Origin of the sequence: Enterobacter cloacae complex sp. S1 (assembly GCF_014930525.1) — a bacterium.
Taxonomy (GTDB): domain Bacteria; phylum Pseudomonadota; class Gammaproteobacteria; order Enterobacterales; family Enterobacteriaceae; genus Enterobacter; species Enterobacter hormaechei_C.
Map to the genome: position 1 here is coordinate 1 of NZ_JADBRE010000022.1, position 17,283 is coordinate 17,283.

Annotated in this window: 13 protein-coding genes; 8 read left to right on the plus strand and 5 right to left on the minus strand. The window is 56.7% G+C overall.

From position 1 onward, the window contains the following. Positions 1-403: 403 nt before the first annotated feature. Together IM290_RS15080 and IM290_RS15085 are read left to right on the plus strand one after the other, a co-directional pair. On the plus strand, positions 404-1,147 hold the full coding sequence (locus IM290_RS15080) for a DeoR/GlpR family DNA-binding transcription regulator (protein ID WP_193041952.1): 744 nt from the start codon (positions 404-406) through the stop codon (positions 1,145-1,147). Positions 1,148-1,160: 13 nt separating this feature from the next. Continuing rightward, positions 1,161-2,228, plus strand: a complete 1,068-nt coding sequence (locus IM290_RS15085) for an oxidoreductase (RefSeq protein WP_193041951.1) — start codon at positions 1,161-1,163, stop codon at positions 2,226-2,228. A gap of 41 nt (positions 2,229-2,269) precedes the next feature. Here IM290_RS15085 and cybB read toward each other — a convergent pair whose 3' ends face one another. From cybB to IM290_RS15100, 3 genes are all read right to left on the minus strand, one after another. Next, a complete protein-coding gene (gene cybB, locus IM290_RS15090) occupies positions 2,270-2,800 on the minus strand; it encodes a cytochrome b561 (RefSeq protein WP_193041950.1) in 531 nt (176 codons plus the stop codon). Positions 2,801-2,887: 87 nt separating this feature from the next. Beyond that, complete coding sequence (gene aldA / locus IM290_RS15095) at positions 2,888-4,327, minus strand: aldehyde dehydrogenase (RefSeq protein ID WP_032669926.1); 1,440 nt, start codon at positions 4,325-4,327, stop codon at positions 2,888-2,890. 198 nt (positions 4,328-4,525) lie between these two features. Beyond that, a complete protein-coding gene (locus tag IM290_RS15100; RefSeq protein WP_193041949.1) occupies positions 4,526-5,320 on the minus strand; it encodes a YdcF family protein in 795 nt (264 codons plus the stop codon). Between the two features lie 215 nt (positions 5,321-5,535). Here IM290_RS15100 and IM290_RS15105 point away from each other — a divergent pair, with 215 nt between their 5' ends. From IM290_RS15105 to IM290_RS15115, 3 genes are read left to right on the plus strand one after another with little or no spacing between them, the layout of a single operon-like run. Continuing rightward, positions 5,536-7,188, plus strand: coding sequence for an MFS transporter (locus IM290_RS15105; RefSeq protein WP_370532103.1), 1,653 nt, complete (start codon positions 5,536-5,538; stop codon positions 7,186-7,188). A 22-nt stretch (positions 7,189-7,210) separates the two neighbouring features. After that, positions 7,211-8,293 carry an HlyD family secretion protein gene (locus IM290_RS15110; RefSeq protein WP_193041948.1) on the plus strand — a complete coding sequence of 361 codons (1,083 nt, stop codon included), beginning with the start codon at positions 7,211-7,213 and terminating at the stop codon, positions 8,291-8,293. Continuing rightward, the gene (locus IM290_RS15115) at positions 8,290-9,669 is read left to right on the plus strand and encodes an efflux transporter outer membrane subunit (protein WP_193041947.1); all 1,380 of its coding nucleotides are present in this window, start codon (positions 8,290-8,292) and stop codon (positions 9,667-9,669) included. The genes IM290_RS15110 and IM290_RS15115 overlap by 4 nt, the downstream gene beginning before the upstream one ends. Before the next feature lie 314 nt (positions 9,670-9,983). Here IM290_RS15115 and hrpA read toward each other — a convergent pair whose 3' ends face one another. Then, complete coding sequence (gene hrpA, locus IM290_RS15120; RefSeq protein WP_193041946.1) at positions 9,984-13,886, minus strand: ATP-dependent RNA helicase HrpA; 3,903 nt, start codon at positions 13,884-13,886, stop codon at positions 9,984-9,986. Between the two features lie 203 nt (positions 13,887-14,089). Between hrpA and azoR the strand changes: the two genes are divergently transcribed. Both azoR and IM290_RS15130 read left to right on the plus strand, forming a co-directional pair. Then, positions 14,090-14,695, plus strand: a complete 606-nt coding sequence (gene azoR, locus IM290_RS15125) for an FMN-dependent NADH-azoreductase (RefSeq protein WP_015570577.1) — start codon at positions 14,090-14,092, stop codon at positions 14,693-14,695. Between the two features lie 90 nt (positions 14,696-14,785). Beyond that, a complete protein-coding gene (locus tag IM290_RS15130; protein ID WP_193041945.1) occupies positions 14,786-15,472 on the plus strand; it encodes an RluA family pseudouridine synthase in 687 nt (228 codons plus the stop codon). A gap of 7 nt (positions 15,473-15,479) precedes the next feature. Here the strand turns inward: IM290_RS15130 and IM290_RS15135 are convergent, their stop codons facing one another. Then, positions 15,480-16,019 (minus strand): DUF2058 domain-containing protein, encoded by a 540-nt coding sequence (locus tag IM290_RS15135; RefSeq protein ID WP_193041944.1) that lies wholly within the window; start codon positions 16,017-16,019, stop codon positions 15,480-15,482. Between the two features lie 277 nt (positions 16,020-16,296). Here IM290_RS15135 and IM290_RS15140 point away from each other — a divergent pair, with 277 nt between their 5' ends. Beyond that, positions 16,297-17,271: a DUF1852 domain-containing protein gene (locus tag IM290_RS15140; RefSeq protein WP_032669934.1), complete on the plus strand. Its 975-nt coding sequence runs from the start codon at positions 16,297-16,299 to the stop codon at positions 17,269-17,271. Positions 17,272-17,283: the final 12 nt, after the last annotated feature.

The window sequence follows — 17,283 nt, forward strand, 5'->3', positions numbered from 1 at the left end:
ATTCTAAAATGCCCCGGTGTACATTTTTGCGTTAATTTCACCCCGAATCAGACACAAAGATTTTCAAAGAAATGTCAACTTAAGTAATACACCGAATAAAATTGAATTATTTTACTTTAAAAATAAAAACTCATAGATATATGCACTAATTTATAATTACAAATTAGTTAAACATTCTGGTTAGAGCCAATAATCCGGCAGCTTAAGCCAAATTTTCAAGTAAAACATAGCGATAACAACATACCTAAAAGATACATACATGTTTTTGATGACTGATTAATGCGATATCAATAATCACATCATTAAACTGTTTTTGGATAACATCCCGCACCTGTCGCGATTCCCTTTCCTGAAAAATGCTGTAAACTGCGATTTATTGCGACCTTTTGCAGGATACTGCCCCATGCATAAAACCGCCAGACAGAAATATGTGCTTGATATCATTACTGAGCAAGGCCAGGCCAGCATTACCGAGCTGGCAGAGCGATTGCAGGTTTCGGCGGACACCATCCGTCGCGATCTGACCGACCTGGAAAAACAGGGACTGGCACAAAAAAACCATGGCGGCGCCATCGCGCTGAATCTCTCGACGATGACCCGAGTAAGCAGGAATAGCTTGCTCCCTGAAATTAAGCAGCGGCTGGGTAAACAGGTTGCGCAATGCGTGCCTGCGGGCTCGACGCTTTTTCTGGACGCCGGAAGCACACTGCTGGCCGTTGCCTCTTTCCTTCAGGGGCCGCTGACCATCATCACCCCTTCTCTTGATATCGCCCAGCAGGTTAGCGATCGGGAAGATATTGACCTGATCCTGCTCGGTGGAAAGTGGGATCAGAAACAACGCCTGTTTGCCGGAAGCGCCACCCTCTCCCTGCTCTCTCGCTACCGGGCGGATATTGCCATCCTTGGCGCATGCGCCATCCATGCCGGGCTCGGATTGAGCGCCAGTCAGGAGGCGGATGCCGAAGTGAAGCGTGCCATGCTGGCCGCAAGCCAGGCGCACTGGGTCGTCGCCGACCATCTAAAACTCAACCAGTGCGAACCGTATCTGGTGTCAGGGTTATCCGAGATTCATCAACTGTTTTTAGATCGTCCCTGGGCAGAGCTCGGGGACCATAGCGCCTTGCAGGTTACCGTTTGCGCGCATTAACGTGGAGAAGGTCATGAATAAAGTGAAGACAATGAATATTGCGCTGATCGGGTATGGTTTTGTAGGTAAGACGTTCCATGCCCCGCTGATCCAGTCCGTCGAAGGCCTGAAGCTGGCGGTGGTCTCATCCCGGGATGAAGAGAAAGTGAAACGCGACCTGCCGGACGTCCTCGTTGTCGCCACGCCGGAAGAGGCCATTCAGCATCCGGATATCGACCTGGTGGTTATCGCCTCCCCTAACGCGACCCATGCGCCGCTGGCCACCCTGGCGCTCAATGCCGGCAAGCATGTGGTAGTGGATAAGCCGTTTACGCTGGATATGCAGGAAGCGCGAGATCTGATTGCGCTTGCGCAAGAAAAACAGCGCCTGCTCTCGGTCTTCCATAACCGCCGCTGGGATAGCGATTTTCTCGGCATTAAGCAGGTGATTGAGCAAGGCCGTATCGGCAAGGTGAAACATTTTGAGTCGCATATCGACCGTTTCCGCCCGGAGGTTCGCGTGCGCTGGAGAGAGCAAAACGTGCCCGGCAGCGGCCTGTGGTTCGACTTAGGCCCGCACATGATTGACCAGACGCTACAGCTTTTTGGTCTGCCGCAGTCGGTACAGGGCAACATCGCCACCCTGCGTGACGGCGCGGAGATTAACGACTGGGCGCACGTGGTGCTGAATTATCCGGAACACAAAGTGGTCCTCCATTGCAGCATGCTGGTGGCGGGTGGCGTTGCCCGCTTTACCGTCCACGGCGATAAGGCCAGCGCGGTGAAAGCGCACATCGATCAGCAGGAAGCCCAGCTGCTGGCAGGCGTCATTCCGGGTAGCGAAAGCTGGGGTGAAGACAGCGACGCTATGGTGCTGTTTAATGCCCAGGGTGAAGCCAGCGCTATCCCTGCGCCAAAAGGCGACCAGCGGCAGTACTATATAAACGTGCGCGATGCCCTGAACGGCAAGATTGACAACCCGGTCCATCCGGTGGAAGCCCTGGCGGTGATGGCGGTGCTGGAAGCGGCGGTAAAATCTTCGGAAACGGGTTCAACTCAGGAACTGGACTTAACGGCGCAGGAGCGCGCGCAACTGCAATAAGCCGCAAAAAAATGCCCTGCGGGTTCGCAGGGCATTATCGGTTACTGACGCTTTTTCGGCATCATGCGCAGCAGCGTGTTGTCCTTCCAGAAGTAGTGATGCATCAGCGCGGCAAAGGCGTGCAAACCAATCACGAAGTACCCCAGATTCGCCAGCGTTACGTGCCACTCCTTTAGGGTATCCACCAGGTCAAAATTCCCCTCCGCCGCATGCGGCATCGTCAGGCCAAACGCAAACCAGTCATTTCCCCGGTTATACATCATCACCATACCGATCAGCGGCAGCGCAATGAACAGCAGGTAGATTACCAGATGCCCGAGATGGGACAGCCCGGTGATCATCGCTTTTGGTTTCGGTTGAATAGGCGGAGCCGGGAATTTGAGGCGGATAAGCAGGCGCGCCACCATCAGCACCAGGATGCTGATCCCGCAGGACACGTGGATCATATTAATAAGCGGACGATCGGTTCTTGGGAACCACCCTCTCAACTCCATGGCGCAATAGGCCATAATGACTAACAGAAAAACCAGCCAGTGAATGCTGATTTGCAGACCCGTATATTTTGTGCGCATGTTGTTTCCCGATAAAGAATCATTATCGCGCCAACATAACCACCTTTCCTGAAAATGTGAACCCCCTCGCATGGAGGGGGCTCCTGATTACGATTGCAAATAGACCACCTGCGTCTGCAAATACTCATTCAGACCGTGTTTGCCATCCGCCCCGCCGATACCGGATTTACGCCAGCCTGCATGGAAGCCCTGCATCGCTTCAAAGTTTTCGCGGTTAATGTAGGTCTCGCCGAACTTAAGCCCCTTAATGGCTTTCATGGCGACGTTCAGGTCCTGCGTATAAACAGACGAGGTTAAACCGTAGTCGCTGTCGTTGGCCATGTTCAGCGCCTCTTCCAGGGTGTCGAATGCCACCACTGGCAGCACCGGGCCAAAGGTCTCTTCGTGCATGATGGTCATATCCTGACGTACGTCCAGCAGCAGCGTTGGGGGATAAAAATACCCTTTACCTTCTGCCGCTTTACCGCCAAGGACCACTTTAGCCCCCTCCTGCACCGCGCGCGCCACCTTCTGCTCCACGCGCTCCAGCGCGGCGGCGTTGATCAGCGGCCCCATGGCAATATCCGTTCGCTCAGCCGGATTGCCAAACTGGACGGCTTTCATTGCCTCGCCCAGACGATTCACAAAGCGGTCGTAGATCCCCTTCTGGACATAGACACGTTCCGCGCAGTTACACACCTGTCCGGTATTGATGACGCGTGAATCCACAATGGCCTTCACGGCCAGCTCGAGGTCGGCATCGTCCATCACGATGGCCGGGGCTTTACCGCCCAGCTCCAGCCCCACTTTGGTGATGTTTTTCGCCGCCGCAGCCATGATCTTTTCACCTGCCCCGACGCTGCCGGTCATGCTGACCATCGCCACTTTCGGGTTCCCGGCCAGCTCCTGTCCGACGGTTTCACCCCGGCCCAGCACCAGGTTAAAGACGCCTTTCGGCAGGCCAATCTCATCGACGATTTTGGCAAACGCAATGGCGTTGTTTGGGGTAAATTCGCTCGGCTTGATAACGATGGTGTTACCGGTGAGCAGCGCGGGAGCGAGCTTACGGGCAATCAGGAAGAAGGGGAAGTTCCACGGCAGAATGCCGGTGGTGACGCCCAGGGCACGCTTAAACACCAGAATATTTTCGCCCGGACGGTCGCTCTGAATGATTTCCCCTTCATAACGGCGCGCCCACTCGGCCATATAGTCGATATAGTCAGCGGTAAAGTTCACTTCCACTTCCGCCAGCTGCTGGATCTTACCGCCTTCGGCCACAATCAGCGCGCTGATTTCACTGACGCGCTCGCGGATCCCGGCGGAAATTTTACGTAGCCAGCTGGCGCGTTCAATAGCAGGCAGCGCCTCCCAGCCAGCCTGCGCGCGATCTGCCGCGTCAATGGCCTTGCGGGCGTCCTCGGCGCTGCCGTCGGGAATACGGGAAATGACCTCTTCCGTGGCCGGATTTATCACGTCAATCCATGCATCACCCTGCCAGGCAACAAACTGTCCATCAATATACATAGGATGTTGTACGGGTACTGTCATAACCTGCTCCTGTAATCACACTGTTTTTAACAAGTAAACTTAATGTTAAAAACTATAATTACCGGGGCAATTGCCTACTCTATGAGTCTGTTTTTGTGAGATATCTCATAAAAGAAACGGGTCAGCCCGTTTCCAAAATCACAAATCGGCAACACAGGATGCCCGTTTGCGTAAAAGATTGCGCAAACGGGCAGAGCATCACAGCAGAGAACGGCTCACCAGCGCGTCGGTGAGAATGACGTCGTTTCGCAAGATCTGCCACGCGGCGTCCACGTCGGCAGGGATATCGACATGGGCAATGAAATCACGTCCCGCCGGACCGTAGCCGTTGATGTCGTCCCTGAGTCGCGGAAATTCACCCAGCACCAGCGACAAGTAGCGCTCTACCGGCCATAACCCCTCGACCGGGCCGCTAAACACCAGACCGTCGTCGCTGTTTTGCAGCACGGGCGTCAGGCCGGGATGACTCACCCATGCGGGCGATGCGGCCTCGTCGCGGCAAACGCGGGCAAACGTAGCCATTGTGCGACGCTGCATTGTCGGGTCCTGCACCACCAGCACCCGGGCGGCGTTCAGTCCGGATTGTTTCATCAACGCCCGGCTGAATCGGGCGTTTTCGCCACAGTTGGTCGACTGATCCTCAACGTGAAGATGCGCAGCCGGAATGTTCCAGAACTCACGGGCGATGTCGGCCAGAATAGCCGCCTCAGCACGTCCGGTGGTGGGTATCCTGTTATAGCGGGCGTGTTTCGCAATCGCGGCGTAGAGGAAGGTCGTCGAGTGACCGATCCCGCCGCTGATGATCAGAGGAACACCCTGTTCAGCCGCGATTTTACAGGCAGCATCAATCGCGGGGATCACCGCATTACCCGCCAGAATCACCAGATCAACGGGCTGGTTGTCCTGATAGTCGTCCTGAGCAAGCCACGCCCCAACGGTATTCACGGCGTCGAGGGTTGTGCCAGGCAGACAGGGGAAAAGTGCCATTGTCATCGTTACCTCCTTACAGCATACAGAGCCTTCGATTATCCCCCTTTCTGCGCGTCATGCTATGGCATGAATGCTGAAAAAAACGGGCCGTGACGTGCTCAAAAAGCACTCACATTTGATTAACTTGAGAAAATCGTATTCACTTGAATTATGATTTGCGTCAGCCTTAGAATCATTAGCCCGCTCACAATTCAACATTTTGAAAGGTAAACTACGTTATGCGCCTGCCCCAACGCGACCCTTATGCTCCTCGCGAGTGGCAGCCACACGAGAAACCCGCCCTGCTGGGATCCCCTTCCACCCCGGAACATCCAACGTCGAAACGAATCGCCTATGGCGTGGTCGGCCTGCTGGTGTGTCTGACCGGGGCGCTGGGTAACGCGGTCGTCACCGCCAATCTGCAAAACCTGCAAGGCACCTTTGGCGCCTGGTCGACCGAAATCGCCTGGCTACCCGCCGTCTATGTCATGACCAACGTCTCCATCAACCTGCTGCTGGTAAAATTTCGCCAGCAGTACGGTTTGCGCGCCTTTACGGAAGGCTTCCTGGTGCTGTATGTGCTGGTCACCTTTTTCCACCTGTTTGTGAACGATCTCAGCTCGGCGCTGATGGTACGGGCGGCACACGGGATGGTCGCCGCCGCGCTCAGCTCGCTCGGCATTTATTACCAGATCCAGGCCTGGCCCGCGAAGCACCGACTGAAGGCGCTGACCATCGGCATAACCGGGTCGTCGCTGGCGATCCCGCTGGCGCGGCTGTTCTCCACCGAGCTGTTACAGCTTGATGAGTGGCGCGGGCTGTACTTCTTCGAGCTGGGTCTGGCCCTGATCTCCCTGGCCTGCGTGATGGCGCTCAAGCTGCCGCCGGGCGATCGACGCAAGGTCTTCGAGAAGAAAGATTTCATCACCTTCTTTTTGCTTGCGCCCGGCATGGCGCTGCTGTGCGCGGTTCTGTCGTTAGGGCGTCTGGACTGGTGGTTTGAAGCGCCGTGGATCGGCTGGGCGCTGGCTCTCTCGCTGGTGCTGATTGTCTCCGCGATCGTGTTTGAACATAACCGCAACAACCCGCTGCTTAATACCCGTTGGCTCTCCAGCGGCAGCATCGTACGCCTGGGGCTGATTATGCTGCTGATCCGCATCGTACTGGCGGAGCAGAACACGGGCGTCATCGGCTGGCTGCAATATGTGGGCCTACAGAATGAACAGATGACCCATCTGGCGTGGGCTATTTTCGCCGGGATCGTCTGCGGTATCGTCACCAGCTGTCTGACGATTAAGCCCACTAAACTGGCCTGGCCGATTATCACCTCGCTGGCGCTGATGATCATTGCCTCGCTGCTGGACAGCCAGTCCAACAACCTGACCCGGCCGGATCAGCTTATATTCAGCCAGTTCCTGCTGGGCTTCGGCAGCGCGTTCTTCCTTGCGCCTGCGATGCTGGCCGCCATTGGCGGGGTGATCGCCGATCCGCGCAATCTGGTCAGCTTTTCCGTGATGTTTGGCATGAGTCAGAACCTTGGGGGCCTGCTGGGTTCCGCGATCCTCGGCACCTTCCAGACCTGGCGCGAGAAGTACCATTCCAGCCTGCTGGCTGACCAGCTCACCACCCTTAACCCGCTGGTGAACGAACGGATTCAGCTTTACACCCAGATGTACAAAAGCCTGATTGGTGACAGTTCCCTGCTGGGAACCCAGGCCATAACCCAGCTCCAGACGGTGACGACGCTTGAGGCAAACATTCTGGCTTACAACGATACTTATCTCCTGACGGCGAGCATAGCCACTGCCACGCTGGTCTGGATTTTATGGCGCTTGCTACGCCTGCGCATCACCGCCCGTATGGCCTTAAAGAACGCCACTGGCAACAAGTAATGACTATTTTTCAGGAGAAGTTATGAGTCAGCAGGATGCCGCCAAAGAGCAGGCCAACACCCGCAAAAATGTGCGCGTCGTTTCCATTTTCACCGCCGCGGCTATCGGCATTGTTGGGGTACTGGTGATCCTTTATGCCTGGCAACTGCCCCCGTTCACGCGTCACGCCCAGTTTACCGATAACGCCTATGTGCGCGGCCAGACCACGTTCATCAGTCCCCAGGTAAACGGCTACATTACCGAGGTCCATGTTCAGGATTTCGCGCAGGTTAAAAAAGGCGAGCTGCTGTTGCAGATAGATGACCGCATCTATCGCCAGCGCGTCCATCAGGCCGAGGCGCAGCTGGCAATGAAAATTGCAGCCCTGAATAACAACCTGCAACAGCGCAGAAGCGCGGAAGCGGTGATTGCCAAAAACGAGGCGGCGCTGAAAAACGCCCGTGCCCAAAGTCTGAAAACCCAGGCGGATTTGAAACGCGTGAAAGAGCTGACCGCGGACGGTTCCCTCTCCATTCGCGAGCGCGATTCGGCGCTGGCCAGTGCCGCCCAGGGGAGCGCCGATATCGACCAGGCAAAAGCAACGCTTGAGATGTCGCGCCAGGATTTACAAACGGTCATCGTCAATCGCGGTTCGCTGGAAGCGGACGTTGAGAATGCGAAAGCCGCGCTGGAGCTGGCGCAGATCGATCTGCAAAACACCCGGATTGTCGCGCCGCGTGACGGTCAGCTCGGGCAGATTGCGGTGCGTCTGGGGGCGTACGTCACCGCCGGGACGCACCTTACCACGCTGGTCCCGCCGCAGCACTGGGTGATCGCCAATATCAAAGAGACGCAGCTGGCGAATTTACGCGTCGGACAGCCGGTGAAATTCACCGTCGATGCCTTAAACGATAAAGCCTATCAGGGCCGCGTAGAGAGCATATCCCCGGCCACAGGGGTCGAGTTCAGCGCTATCACCCCGGACAACGCCACGGGCAACTTTGTTAAAATCGCCCAGCGCATCCCGGTACGCATTGAGGTACTCGGTGAGCCGGAGGCGTACCGGCTGCTGCGTCCTGGCATGTCGGTGCAGGTGACCATCGACACGCGGGAGGCGAAACAATGACGCTTCGCCCGATAGCCGGCCTGCTGATAATGACTATCCTGGCGGGATGCCAGTCGGTAGACGTTGAGCCCGCCAAATCGTCCCTGCACATACCGGCCCAGTGGCGCGCGACGTCGGGGCCAGCCAGCCCGACAGAGCAGCTCTGGTGGCGAAATTTTCACGACAGCAATCTGAATCGCTATGTGGATCAGGCGCTGAAGAATAACAGCGACGTGCTGATTGCCCGCGAGCGGATTAACGAGTACCAGGCCCGGGTGTACGCCGCTGACGGCAGCCTGTTCCCGTCGCTTGACGCGGGCGTGACCGGGACGCGCGCGCGCTCGCAGTCCGCCGCCACGGGGCTTCCGGTATACGGTACGTTGTACAAAGGCAGCCTGACCGCCAGCTACGACGTGGATATCTGGGGCGTAAACCGCAGCACCTCCCGTGCCGCTGAAGCGTCGCTGGAGGCACAAAAGGCGGCGGCCGCGGCGGCTGATCTTACCGTCGCATCCTCGGTGGCCTCCGGGTACGTCACCCTGCTGTCGCTGGACGAACAGCTTCGCGTCACCCAGTCCACGCTGAAGTCGCGTGAAGAGGCGTTCAACCTCGCCAAGCGACAGTTTGAGACGGGATACAGTTCTCGCCTTGAGCTGATGCAATCGGATTCTGAGCTGCGCGCCACCCGCGCCCAGGTTCCACTGCTTCAGCACCAGATTGCGCAGCAGGAGAATGCGCTTAGCCTGCTGCTGGGCAGCAACCCGGGTGACGTTGCGCGCGGTGAAAGCTTTGATGCCCTGACGCCGCTGAAACTGCCCTCCCAGCTGCCGTCGACGCTACTGAGCCGGCGCCCGGATATCGTCCAGGCTGAACGTCAGCTGATCGCGGCGGACGCGACGCTGGCGGCATCGCGTGCCAGCCTGCTGCCGTCGATCAACCTCACGGCCACGGGATCGGTACAGGATCGCACGCTGTCGGGGTTGCTGGATAACCCGCTACAGCTCTGGAGCGTGGGCGGCAGTATTCTTGCGCCGCTGCTGAACCGTCAGGCGCTGAATGCGCAGGTAGATATCTCTCAGTCCCAGCGGAATCAGGCGCTGTATAGCTACGAAAAAACCGTGCGTAACGCGTTTGCTGAGGTGAATGACAGCCTTGATGCCATCACCCGCTATCAGGAACAGCTTACCGAGCTGCTGGCACAGCAGACGGTCGCGCAGGAGACGCTGCGGATTGCGCAAAACCGCTACCGCAACGGGTACTCTTCTTATCTGGATGAGCTCGATGCGCAGCGCACGCTGTTCTCGGTGCAGACCAGCGTGGTACAGGTGAAAAACAACCTGCTGCTGGCGCAAATTGATTTGTATAAAGCGCTGGGCGGCGGCTGGAGCAGTGCCTGAAGACATGCCGGGTGGCGGCTACGCCTTACCCGGCCTACGTGCTCTACATGCTCTCCCGTAGGCCCGGTAAGCGCAGCGCCACCGGGCAAGGGTTATACCCGGAGAAACGATAAAAAGCCGGGTGGCGGCTACGCCTTACCCGGCCTACATGCTCTACATATTCTCCCGTAGGCCCGGTAAGCGCAGCGCCACCGGGCAAGGGTTATACCCGGAGAAATGATAAAAAGCCGGGTGGCGGCTACGCCTTACCCGGCCTACATGTTCTACATATTCTCCCGTAGGCCCGGTAAGCGCAGCGCCACCGGGCAACGGTTTTAGCCGGAAATCTGCTCCATCGCCTGCAAGATACGCTTATCCGAAATGGGATACGGCGTTCCCAGCTGCTGAGCGAAGAAGCTGACGCGCAGCTCCTCGATCATCCAGCGGATCTCCCGCACGTCGTCGTCATCGCGACGCGCCGGCGGCAGTTTGTTGAGCCACTGCTGCCACGCCTGCTGCACGTTTTCGACTTTCAGCATCTGCGCACGATCGCGATGCGGATCGACCGCCATTTTCTCCAGACGCTTCTCTATCGCCTGCAAATAACGCAGCGTATCGCCCAGACGCTTAAAGCCATTGCCGGTGACAAAGCCGCGATACACTAGCCCCGCCATCTGCGCCTTGACGTCCGACAGACCCAGGGCCATGGTCATATCTACCCGCCCCTTCAGGCGCTTGTTGATATTGAACACGGCGGTGAGGATCTGCTCGACCTGTTTGGCAATCTCGACCACGGTGTCGTTCAGCTCCGCGCGCACCTTTTCATGAAGCTGAGCAAAGGCCTCTTCCGTCCAGACCGGCCCCCCCGCCTCGTGGATCAGCTTATCCACACCGCAGGAGATGCAGTCGTCGATCAGGTCAAGCACCTTGCCGTATGGGTTAAAGTAAAGCCCCAGCTTGGCTTTGTTCGGCAGCTTCTCGTGCAGATACTTAATCGGCGACGGGATGTTAAGCAGAAGCAGTCGACGCAGCCCGCGCCACATCATCTGCTGTTGCTCCTGCGGATTGTCAAAGAGCTTAATCGCCACGCTGTCGCGCTCATCCACCAGCGCGGGCCAGGCTTTCACCCTGTAGTTCCCGCGCTTCTGCTCGTAGCTTTCCGGGAGCTGACCAAAGCTCCAGATGTGCAGCCCGCTCTGCTCAATGCCGTCATCGGCCACCGCAGAGAGCGTCTCCTGGACTTTACCTTTCAGCGCCTCTTTCAGCTCCGTCAGAGAACGGCCTTCGAGCAGTTTTTTGTTTTTATCGTCCACCACGCGGAATGTGATTTTCAGGTGATCGGGCACCTGATCCCAGTTCCAGTCGTCGCGGTCGATGGTGGTTCCGGTCATGCGGCGGAACTCACGCTCCAGGGCGTCCAGCAGCGGCAGCTCCAGCGGCGTGACGCGGCCTAAAAACGCTTCGGCGTAGTTCGGCGCCGGCACAAAGTTACGCCGCACCGGTTTAGGCAGGGATTTGATTAACGCAATGACCAGCTCGCGGCGCAGGCCGGGGATCTGCCACTCAAACCCGCTCTCTTCCACCTGGTTTAACAGCGGCAGCGGAATGTGCACCGTCACACCATCGGCATCCGCGCCCGGCTCAAACTGATAGGTCAGACGCAGCTTGAGGTTGCCCTGATGCCAGAAGTTCGGGTAATCGAGTTTGCTGACCGACTCCGCGCCCTCTTTGATCAGCATGCTTTTTTCGAAGTTGAGCAGGTCCGGGGCCTCTTTGCTGGTTTTCTTCCACCAGCTGTCGAAATGGCGCGCCGAGATCACATCGTGACTGATGCGCTGATCGTAAAACTCAAACAGCGTCTCGTCGTCCACCAGAATGTCGCGACGGCGGGACTTGTGCTCAAGCTCTTCCACCTCGGCGCGCAGCTTCAGGTTTTCGCGGAAGAACGTATGACGCGTCTGCCAGTCGCCTTCCACCAGCGCGTGGCGGATAAACAGCTCGCGACTCAACGCCGGATCGATCTGGCTATAGTTAACCTTACGCGCGGCCACCACCGGCAGGCCGAAGACGGTGACTTTTTCCGTCGCCATCACCGCGCCCTGCCCGCGCTCCCAGTGCGGCTCGCTGTATGAGCGTTTCAGCAGGTGCTGCGCCACCGGTTCAACCCACTCCGGATCGATACGCGCGGCGATACGCCCCCACAGACGGCTGGTTTCCACGAGCTCGGCGACCATGGTCCACTTCGGCGGTTTCTTAAACAAACCGGAGCCCGGGAAGATGGAGAAACGCGCGTTGCGTGCGCCGGTATATTCCTGCTTATCCGCATCCTTCATCCCGATATGGGACAGCAGGCCGGTCAACAGGGCGATATGAATTTCGCGGTACTCCGCCGGTTCACTGTTCACCGGGATACCCAGCTCTTTCACCACCTGGCGCAGCTGGGTGTAGATATCCTGCCACTCGCGTACGCGCAGATAGTTGAGGAAATCCACCCGGCACTGACGGCGGAACTGGTTCGAGGAGAGCGCTTTTTGCTGCTCGCCAAGGTAGTTCCACAGGTTCACAAAGGCGAGGAAATCGGACTCTTTATCGTGGAAGCGACGGTGTTTTTCATCCGACGCCTGCTGCTTATCCATCGGACGCTCGCGCGGATCCTGAATGGAGAGCGCCGAGGTGATGATCATCGCCTCGCGCACGCAGCCGTGTTTTTGCGCCTCCAGCACCATGCGCGCCAGACGCGGGTCGACCGGCAACTGGCTAAGCTGGCGGCCCAATGGCGTTAGCTTGTAGGCCGTCGCCTGTTCGTCGGTGGTGATGGCCCCCAGCTCTTCCAGCAACCGCACCCCGTCCTGAATATTGCGCTTATCCGGCGCTTCCACAAACGGGAAGGCGGCGATATCGCCCAGCCCCAGCGCGGTCATTTGCAGGATAACGGATGCCAGGTTGGTCCGCAGGATCTCCGGATCGGTAAACTCCGGGCGCGACAGGAAATCGTCTTCCGAATAGAGACGAATACAGATCCCTTCCGACACGCGGCCGCAGCGGCCCTTACGCTGATTAGCCGACGCCTGGGAAACCGGCTCAATCGGCAGGCGCTGAACTTTGGTGCGGTAGCTGTAGCGGCTGATGCGCGCCGTACCCGGGTCGATCACGTATTTAATGCCCGGTACGGTCAGCGAAGTTTCGGCCACGTTGGTCGCCAGCACGATGCGGCGCCCGCTGTGCGGCTGGAACACGCGGTTCTGCTCGCTGTTCGACAGGCGCGCGTACAGCGGCAGGATCTCGGTATGGCGCAGATCGCGCTTGCTGAGCGCATCGGCGGTATCGCGGATCTCGCGCTCGCCGCTCATGAAGATCAGAATGTCGCCAGAACTCTCGTTGCCCAGCTCGTCGACGGCATCAAAGATGGCCTGAAGCTGGTCGCGCTCGGTATCGTCCGCCTCTTCCACAATCGGGCGATAGCGCACTTCCACCGGATACGTGCGTCCTGACACCTCGATAATCGGCGCATTGTTGAAATGTTTTGAGAAGCGCTCCGGGTCGATGGTCGCGGAGGTGATGATGATTTTCAGATCCGGACGCCGGGGCAGCAGCTCTTTCAGGTAGCCGAGCAGGAAGTCGATGTTCAGGCTGCGCTCGTGCGCTTCATCGATGATGATGGTGTCGTACTGCATCAGCAGACGATCCTGCTGGATTTCCGCCAGCAGGATACCGTCGGTCATCAGCTTAACCATGGTGTTATCGCTGACGTGGTCGCTGAATCGCACCTTGTAGCCGATGCAGCCGCCCGGCTCCGTTTGCAGCTCTTCCGCAATACGGTTCGCCACGGTGCGCGCCGCCAGACGACGCGGCTGGGTGTGACCGATCAGCCCTTTCACCCCGCGGCCCAGCTCCATGCAGATTTTCGGCAGCTGAGTGGTTTTACCTGAACCGGTTTCCCCCGCGACGATCACCACCTGGTGGTCGCGTACGGCCTCAAGAATGTCCTGTTTCTTCTGGCTGACGGGCAGATTTTCCGGATAGGTAATCTCCGGACGTGCGGCTTCACGCAGCACAACTTTCCCTGCCGCCTGTTCAATCTCGTTGGCCATCTCCTGGTAAATGGCCTGTTGTGCATCAGGATTTTTAACCTTCTTAACGCCGTGCAGACGGCGCGCAAACCGCTGTTTATCGCGCAGCATCAGCGAATCAAGCTTTTGCATCAGCATCGGGAAGGTCAATTTTTGGTGTTCTGTCATAGCGTTAACGGGCAGTGCACTGCCGGATAAAATCTCTTTTTAATGATTGGTATAGAGTACCACATCAGCGCTTTTCGCGCCTTATTCAAAAAATTCGAACATAGGCTTCGATATATTGCGCTATCCCTGTGGCAGGATTGTGAATAAAGTGTCAACAAGCAACGGGGCAACCCCCTCAATCAAATACAAAACAGGAATTTCCCATGAGCAAAGTATTAGTGTTGAAATCCAGTATTCTGGCAGGGTATTCACAGTCTGGTCAGCTGTCTGACTATTTCGTTGAACAGTGGCGTGAACAGCACAGCGCGGATGAAATCACCGTGCGTGACCTGGCGGCAAACCCAATTCCTGTGCTGGACGGCGAGCTGGTTGGCGCGCTGCGTCCGAGCGATGCGCCTCTTACCCCGCGTCAGCAGGAAGCCCTGGCGCTCTCCGACGAGCTGATTGCTGAGTTGCAGGCGCACGACGTTATCGTGATCAACGCCCCAATGTACAACTTCAACATTCCTACCCAGCTGAAGAACTACTTCGACCTGGTGGCGCGCGCTGGCGTAACCTTCCGTTACACCGAGAACGGCCCGGAAGGTCTGGTGAAAGGCAAGCGTGCGGTTGTACTGACCAGCCGCGGCGGTATTCACAAAGATACCCCTACCGACCTGGTCGCACCGTACCTGACGCTGTTCCTGGGCTTCATCGGCATTACCGACGTGAACTTCGTGTTCGCTGAAGGTATCGCTTACGGCCCGGAAGTGGCCACCAAAGCGCAGACCGACGCGAAAGCCGCTATCGACAGCCTGGTCGCTGCCTAAGTTTTCCCCCTCTCACCGCCCGGTGGGAGGGTTTTTCTTTTCCCCCGTATTTCGTTATCATCCGCACCCACTCTCCAGCCCGGCGGCCTGATGTCTGTCATTATCGATACGTTTATTGCACCACCCTGTCACGACGACATTGAGATCCTCTGGCAGGACGAGCATCTGCTGCTGATCAATAAACCTTCCGGTCTGCTCAGCCTGTCGGGGAAAAATCCGCAAAACCTCGATTCCGTCCACCACCGTCTTGTTCAAACCTTTCCCGGCTGCACGCTGGTGCATCGTCTTGATTTTGGCACTTCGGGTCTGATGGTCATTGCGCGTAACAAAGCGATCAACGCCGCGCTTTGCCACCAGTTCAGTCAGCGCGCCGTGAACAAGGTTTACACCGCCCTGCTGTGCGGACATGTGGAACAGGGCGAAGGGACCGTGGATGCGCCGATTGCCAAAGATCCGGCGCTGTTTCCGCTGATGACGATCTGTGCCCGCACCGGTAAGCCCGCTCGCTCCCGCTATCGGGTGGTGGAACGTATTTACCAGGATACGACAATGCCGCTGACGCGGGTTGAGCTTACCCCGGAGACCGGGCGCACCCACCAGCTGCGCATTCACTGCCAGCAGTTAGGCCACCCTATTCTGGGGTGCGATCTGTATGGTGGTCTGGAATGGCCGGGGGCGGAAGAAACGCCCCGGCTGATGCTGCATGCAAGCGCTCTGAATTTTATTCATCCGCTGAGCGGCGAGACGATGAACGCCCGTCACGCCGCGCCGTTCTGAGCGGGGATTACCACATTAAATCGTCAGGGATTTTGAAGTCTGCGTACGGATCGTCTTCGTCCTGCTCTTCCTGACTCAGGGCGCTGTTTAGCACAATGCTGTCGGCATCGCGCTGGGCAATTTTATCCGCCACTACCGCCGGGATAATCGCGTAGTCGCAGTCGCCGTTAGCATTGAGCACCAGGCGCGCAATCGCCAGACGGCCGTTGATCAGCTGGGCCTGGGTTTGCTTGTCGACTTCGATCTTTTTAATCAGATTGCCGTCGGTGAAGTTAAAGGTGATGTTGCCTCTTGTAACGGTAATGCGGTTCATCTCAATCAGCTGCTTCACCTGGGCTTTAAACTCTTTCGCCAGTACGGCCTGCTTCTGCTGCTCGCTCAGCAGCTTGTCGCGCTCGATCTGCGCCTTCTTGTTCTCTTCAACCGCTTCACGGGCCTCACGCGCCTGAACGCGTGATTTCTTTGCCGTGCGCTGCACTTTTGCCACTTTCTTGCTGCTGACTAAGCCCGCTTTCAGCATCTGCTCTTGTAAGGTGAGTTTTGTCATGATTGTTTCTAAACCGGTTTGAAATTTTGGGGATTATAGCGGGAAATGAACGGAAATAAAAAATCCCACTCACCTACAGCCGGTTAACGACGCTGAACCGTAGGCCGGGTAAGCGCAGCGCCACCCAGCAAGATGGCAGCGACACATCGAGCATTACACTTCATGAACTTCCCTCATGTTGCAGTGAAATTAAGTCACTTCCCCTCAGCCACAGGCTAAGGCATAAATTATGCATTGATAACTTCCTGGCAACATGAACTTAGGATGCATAACCACCATGAGTAAAGCTTTTACATTTACGCTTAAGCGCAGTTGCTTCGATGAGAACTATAACCCTTCCGAGAATACGCGTACCACCACCAACTTTGCCAACCTGGCGCGTGGGGAAAAGCGTCAGGAAAATCTGCGCAACACGCTCGTGATGATTAACAACCGCTTTAACGCCCTGGCGCGCTGGGATAATCCAAAAGCCGATCGTTATGCGGTTGAGCTTGAAATTATTTCCGTTGATATGAACATCGATGGAGAAAATAGCTTCCCGGCCATTGAAATACTGCAGACGTTTATTGTCGATAAAAAAACCAATGAGCGCATCGAAGGTATCGTCGGGAATAACTTCTCATCCTACGTGCGCGACTATGATTTCAGCGTATTGCTGCTCGATCACAATAAGGATCGCTCCACCTTTAGTATTCCTGAGAACTTTGGTGAACTGCACGGCAATATTTTCAAGCACTTCACCCACTCTGCCGAATACCGGGAACACTTTAAGAAGCCGCCGGTGATCTGCCTGAGCGTCTCCAGCAAAGATACCTACCATCGTACGGGCAACACGCACCCTGTATTGGGCATCGAGTACCAGCCGGACGGTACATCCCTGACTGAACAATACTTTGGCAAAATGGGCCTGAAGGTCCGCTATTTCATGCCTGAGAACAGCGCGGCGCCTTTCGCCTTTTACTATTCCGGAGATCTGCTGGCTGACTATACAAATCTTGAACTGATTGGGACCATCAGCACCATGGAAACATTCCAGAAGATTTACCGCCCTGAAATTTATAACGCTAACTCGACAGCGGGACAGTGCTATCAGCCGGATCTGAACCAGCAGGATCATTCATTAACGAAAATTGTTTATGACCGTGAAGAGCGCAGCCAGCTAGCGATTCAACAGGGCAAATATACGGAAGAGCAATTTATTAAGCCCTTCCAGCAACGTCTTGAGCAGTGGTCCCGTAACTTCACGCTTTAATTAATCGAATAA

Bases quoted from the DNA above. Each gene is read 5' to 3' on its own strand.
- azoR (WP_015570577.1), top strand. From the start codon at position 14,090: ATGAGCAAAGTATTAGTGTTGAAATCCAGTATTCTGGCAGGGTATTCA.
- aldA (WP_032669926.1), bottom strand. From the start codon at position 4,327: ATGACAGTACCCGTACAACATCCTATGTATATTGATGGACAGTTTGTT.
- IM290_RS15140 (WP_032669934.1), top strand. From the start codon at position 16,297: ATGAGTAAAGCTTTTACATTTACGCTTAAGCGCAGTTGCTTCGATGAG.
- cybB (WP_193041950.1), bottom strand. From the start codon at position 2,800: ATGCGCACAAAATATACGGGTCTGCAAATCAGCATTCACTGGCTGGTT.
- IM290_RS15100 (WP_193041949.1), bottom strand. From the start codon at position 5,320: ATGACAATGGCACTTTTCCCCTGTCTGCCTGGCACAACCCTCGACGCC.
- IM290_RS15110 (WP_193041948.1), top strand. From the start codon at position 7,211: ATGAGTCAGCAGGATGCCGCCAAAGAGCAGGCCAACACCCGCAAAAAT.
- IM290_RS15115 (WP_193041947.1), top strand. From the start codon at position 8,290: ATGACGCTTCGCCCGATAGCCGGCCTGCTGATAATGACTATCCTGGCG.
- IM290_RS15135 (WP_193041944.1), bottom strand. From the start codon at position 16,019: ATGACAAAACTCACCTTACAAGAGCAGATGCTGAAAGCGGGCTTAGTC.
- IM290_RS15080 (WP_193041952.1), top strand. From the start codon at position 404: ATGCATAAAACCGCCAGACAGAAATATGTGCTTGATATCATTACTGAG.
- IM290_RS15085 (WP_193041951.1), top strand. From the start codon at position 1,161: ATGAATAAAGTGAAGACAATGAATATTGCGCTGATCGGGTATGGTTTT.
- IM290_RS15105 (WP_370532103.1), top strand. From the start codon at position 5,536: ATGCGCCTGCCCCAACGCGACCCTTATGCTCCTCGCGAGTGGCAGCCA.
- IM290_RS15130 (WP_193041945.1), top strand. From the start codon at position 14,786: ATGTCTGTCATTATCGATACGTTTATTGCACCACCCTGTCACGACGAC.
- hrpA (WP_193041946.1), bottom strand. From the start codon at position 13,886: ATGACAGAACACCAAAAATTGACCTTCCCGATGCTGATGCAAAAGCTT.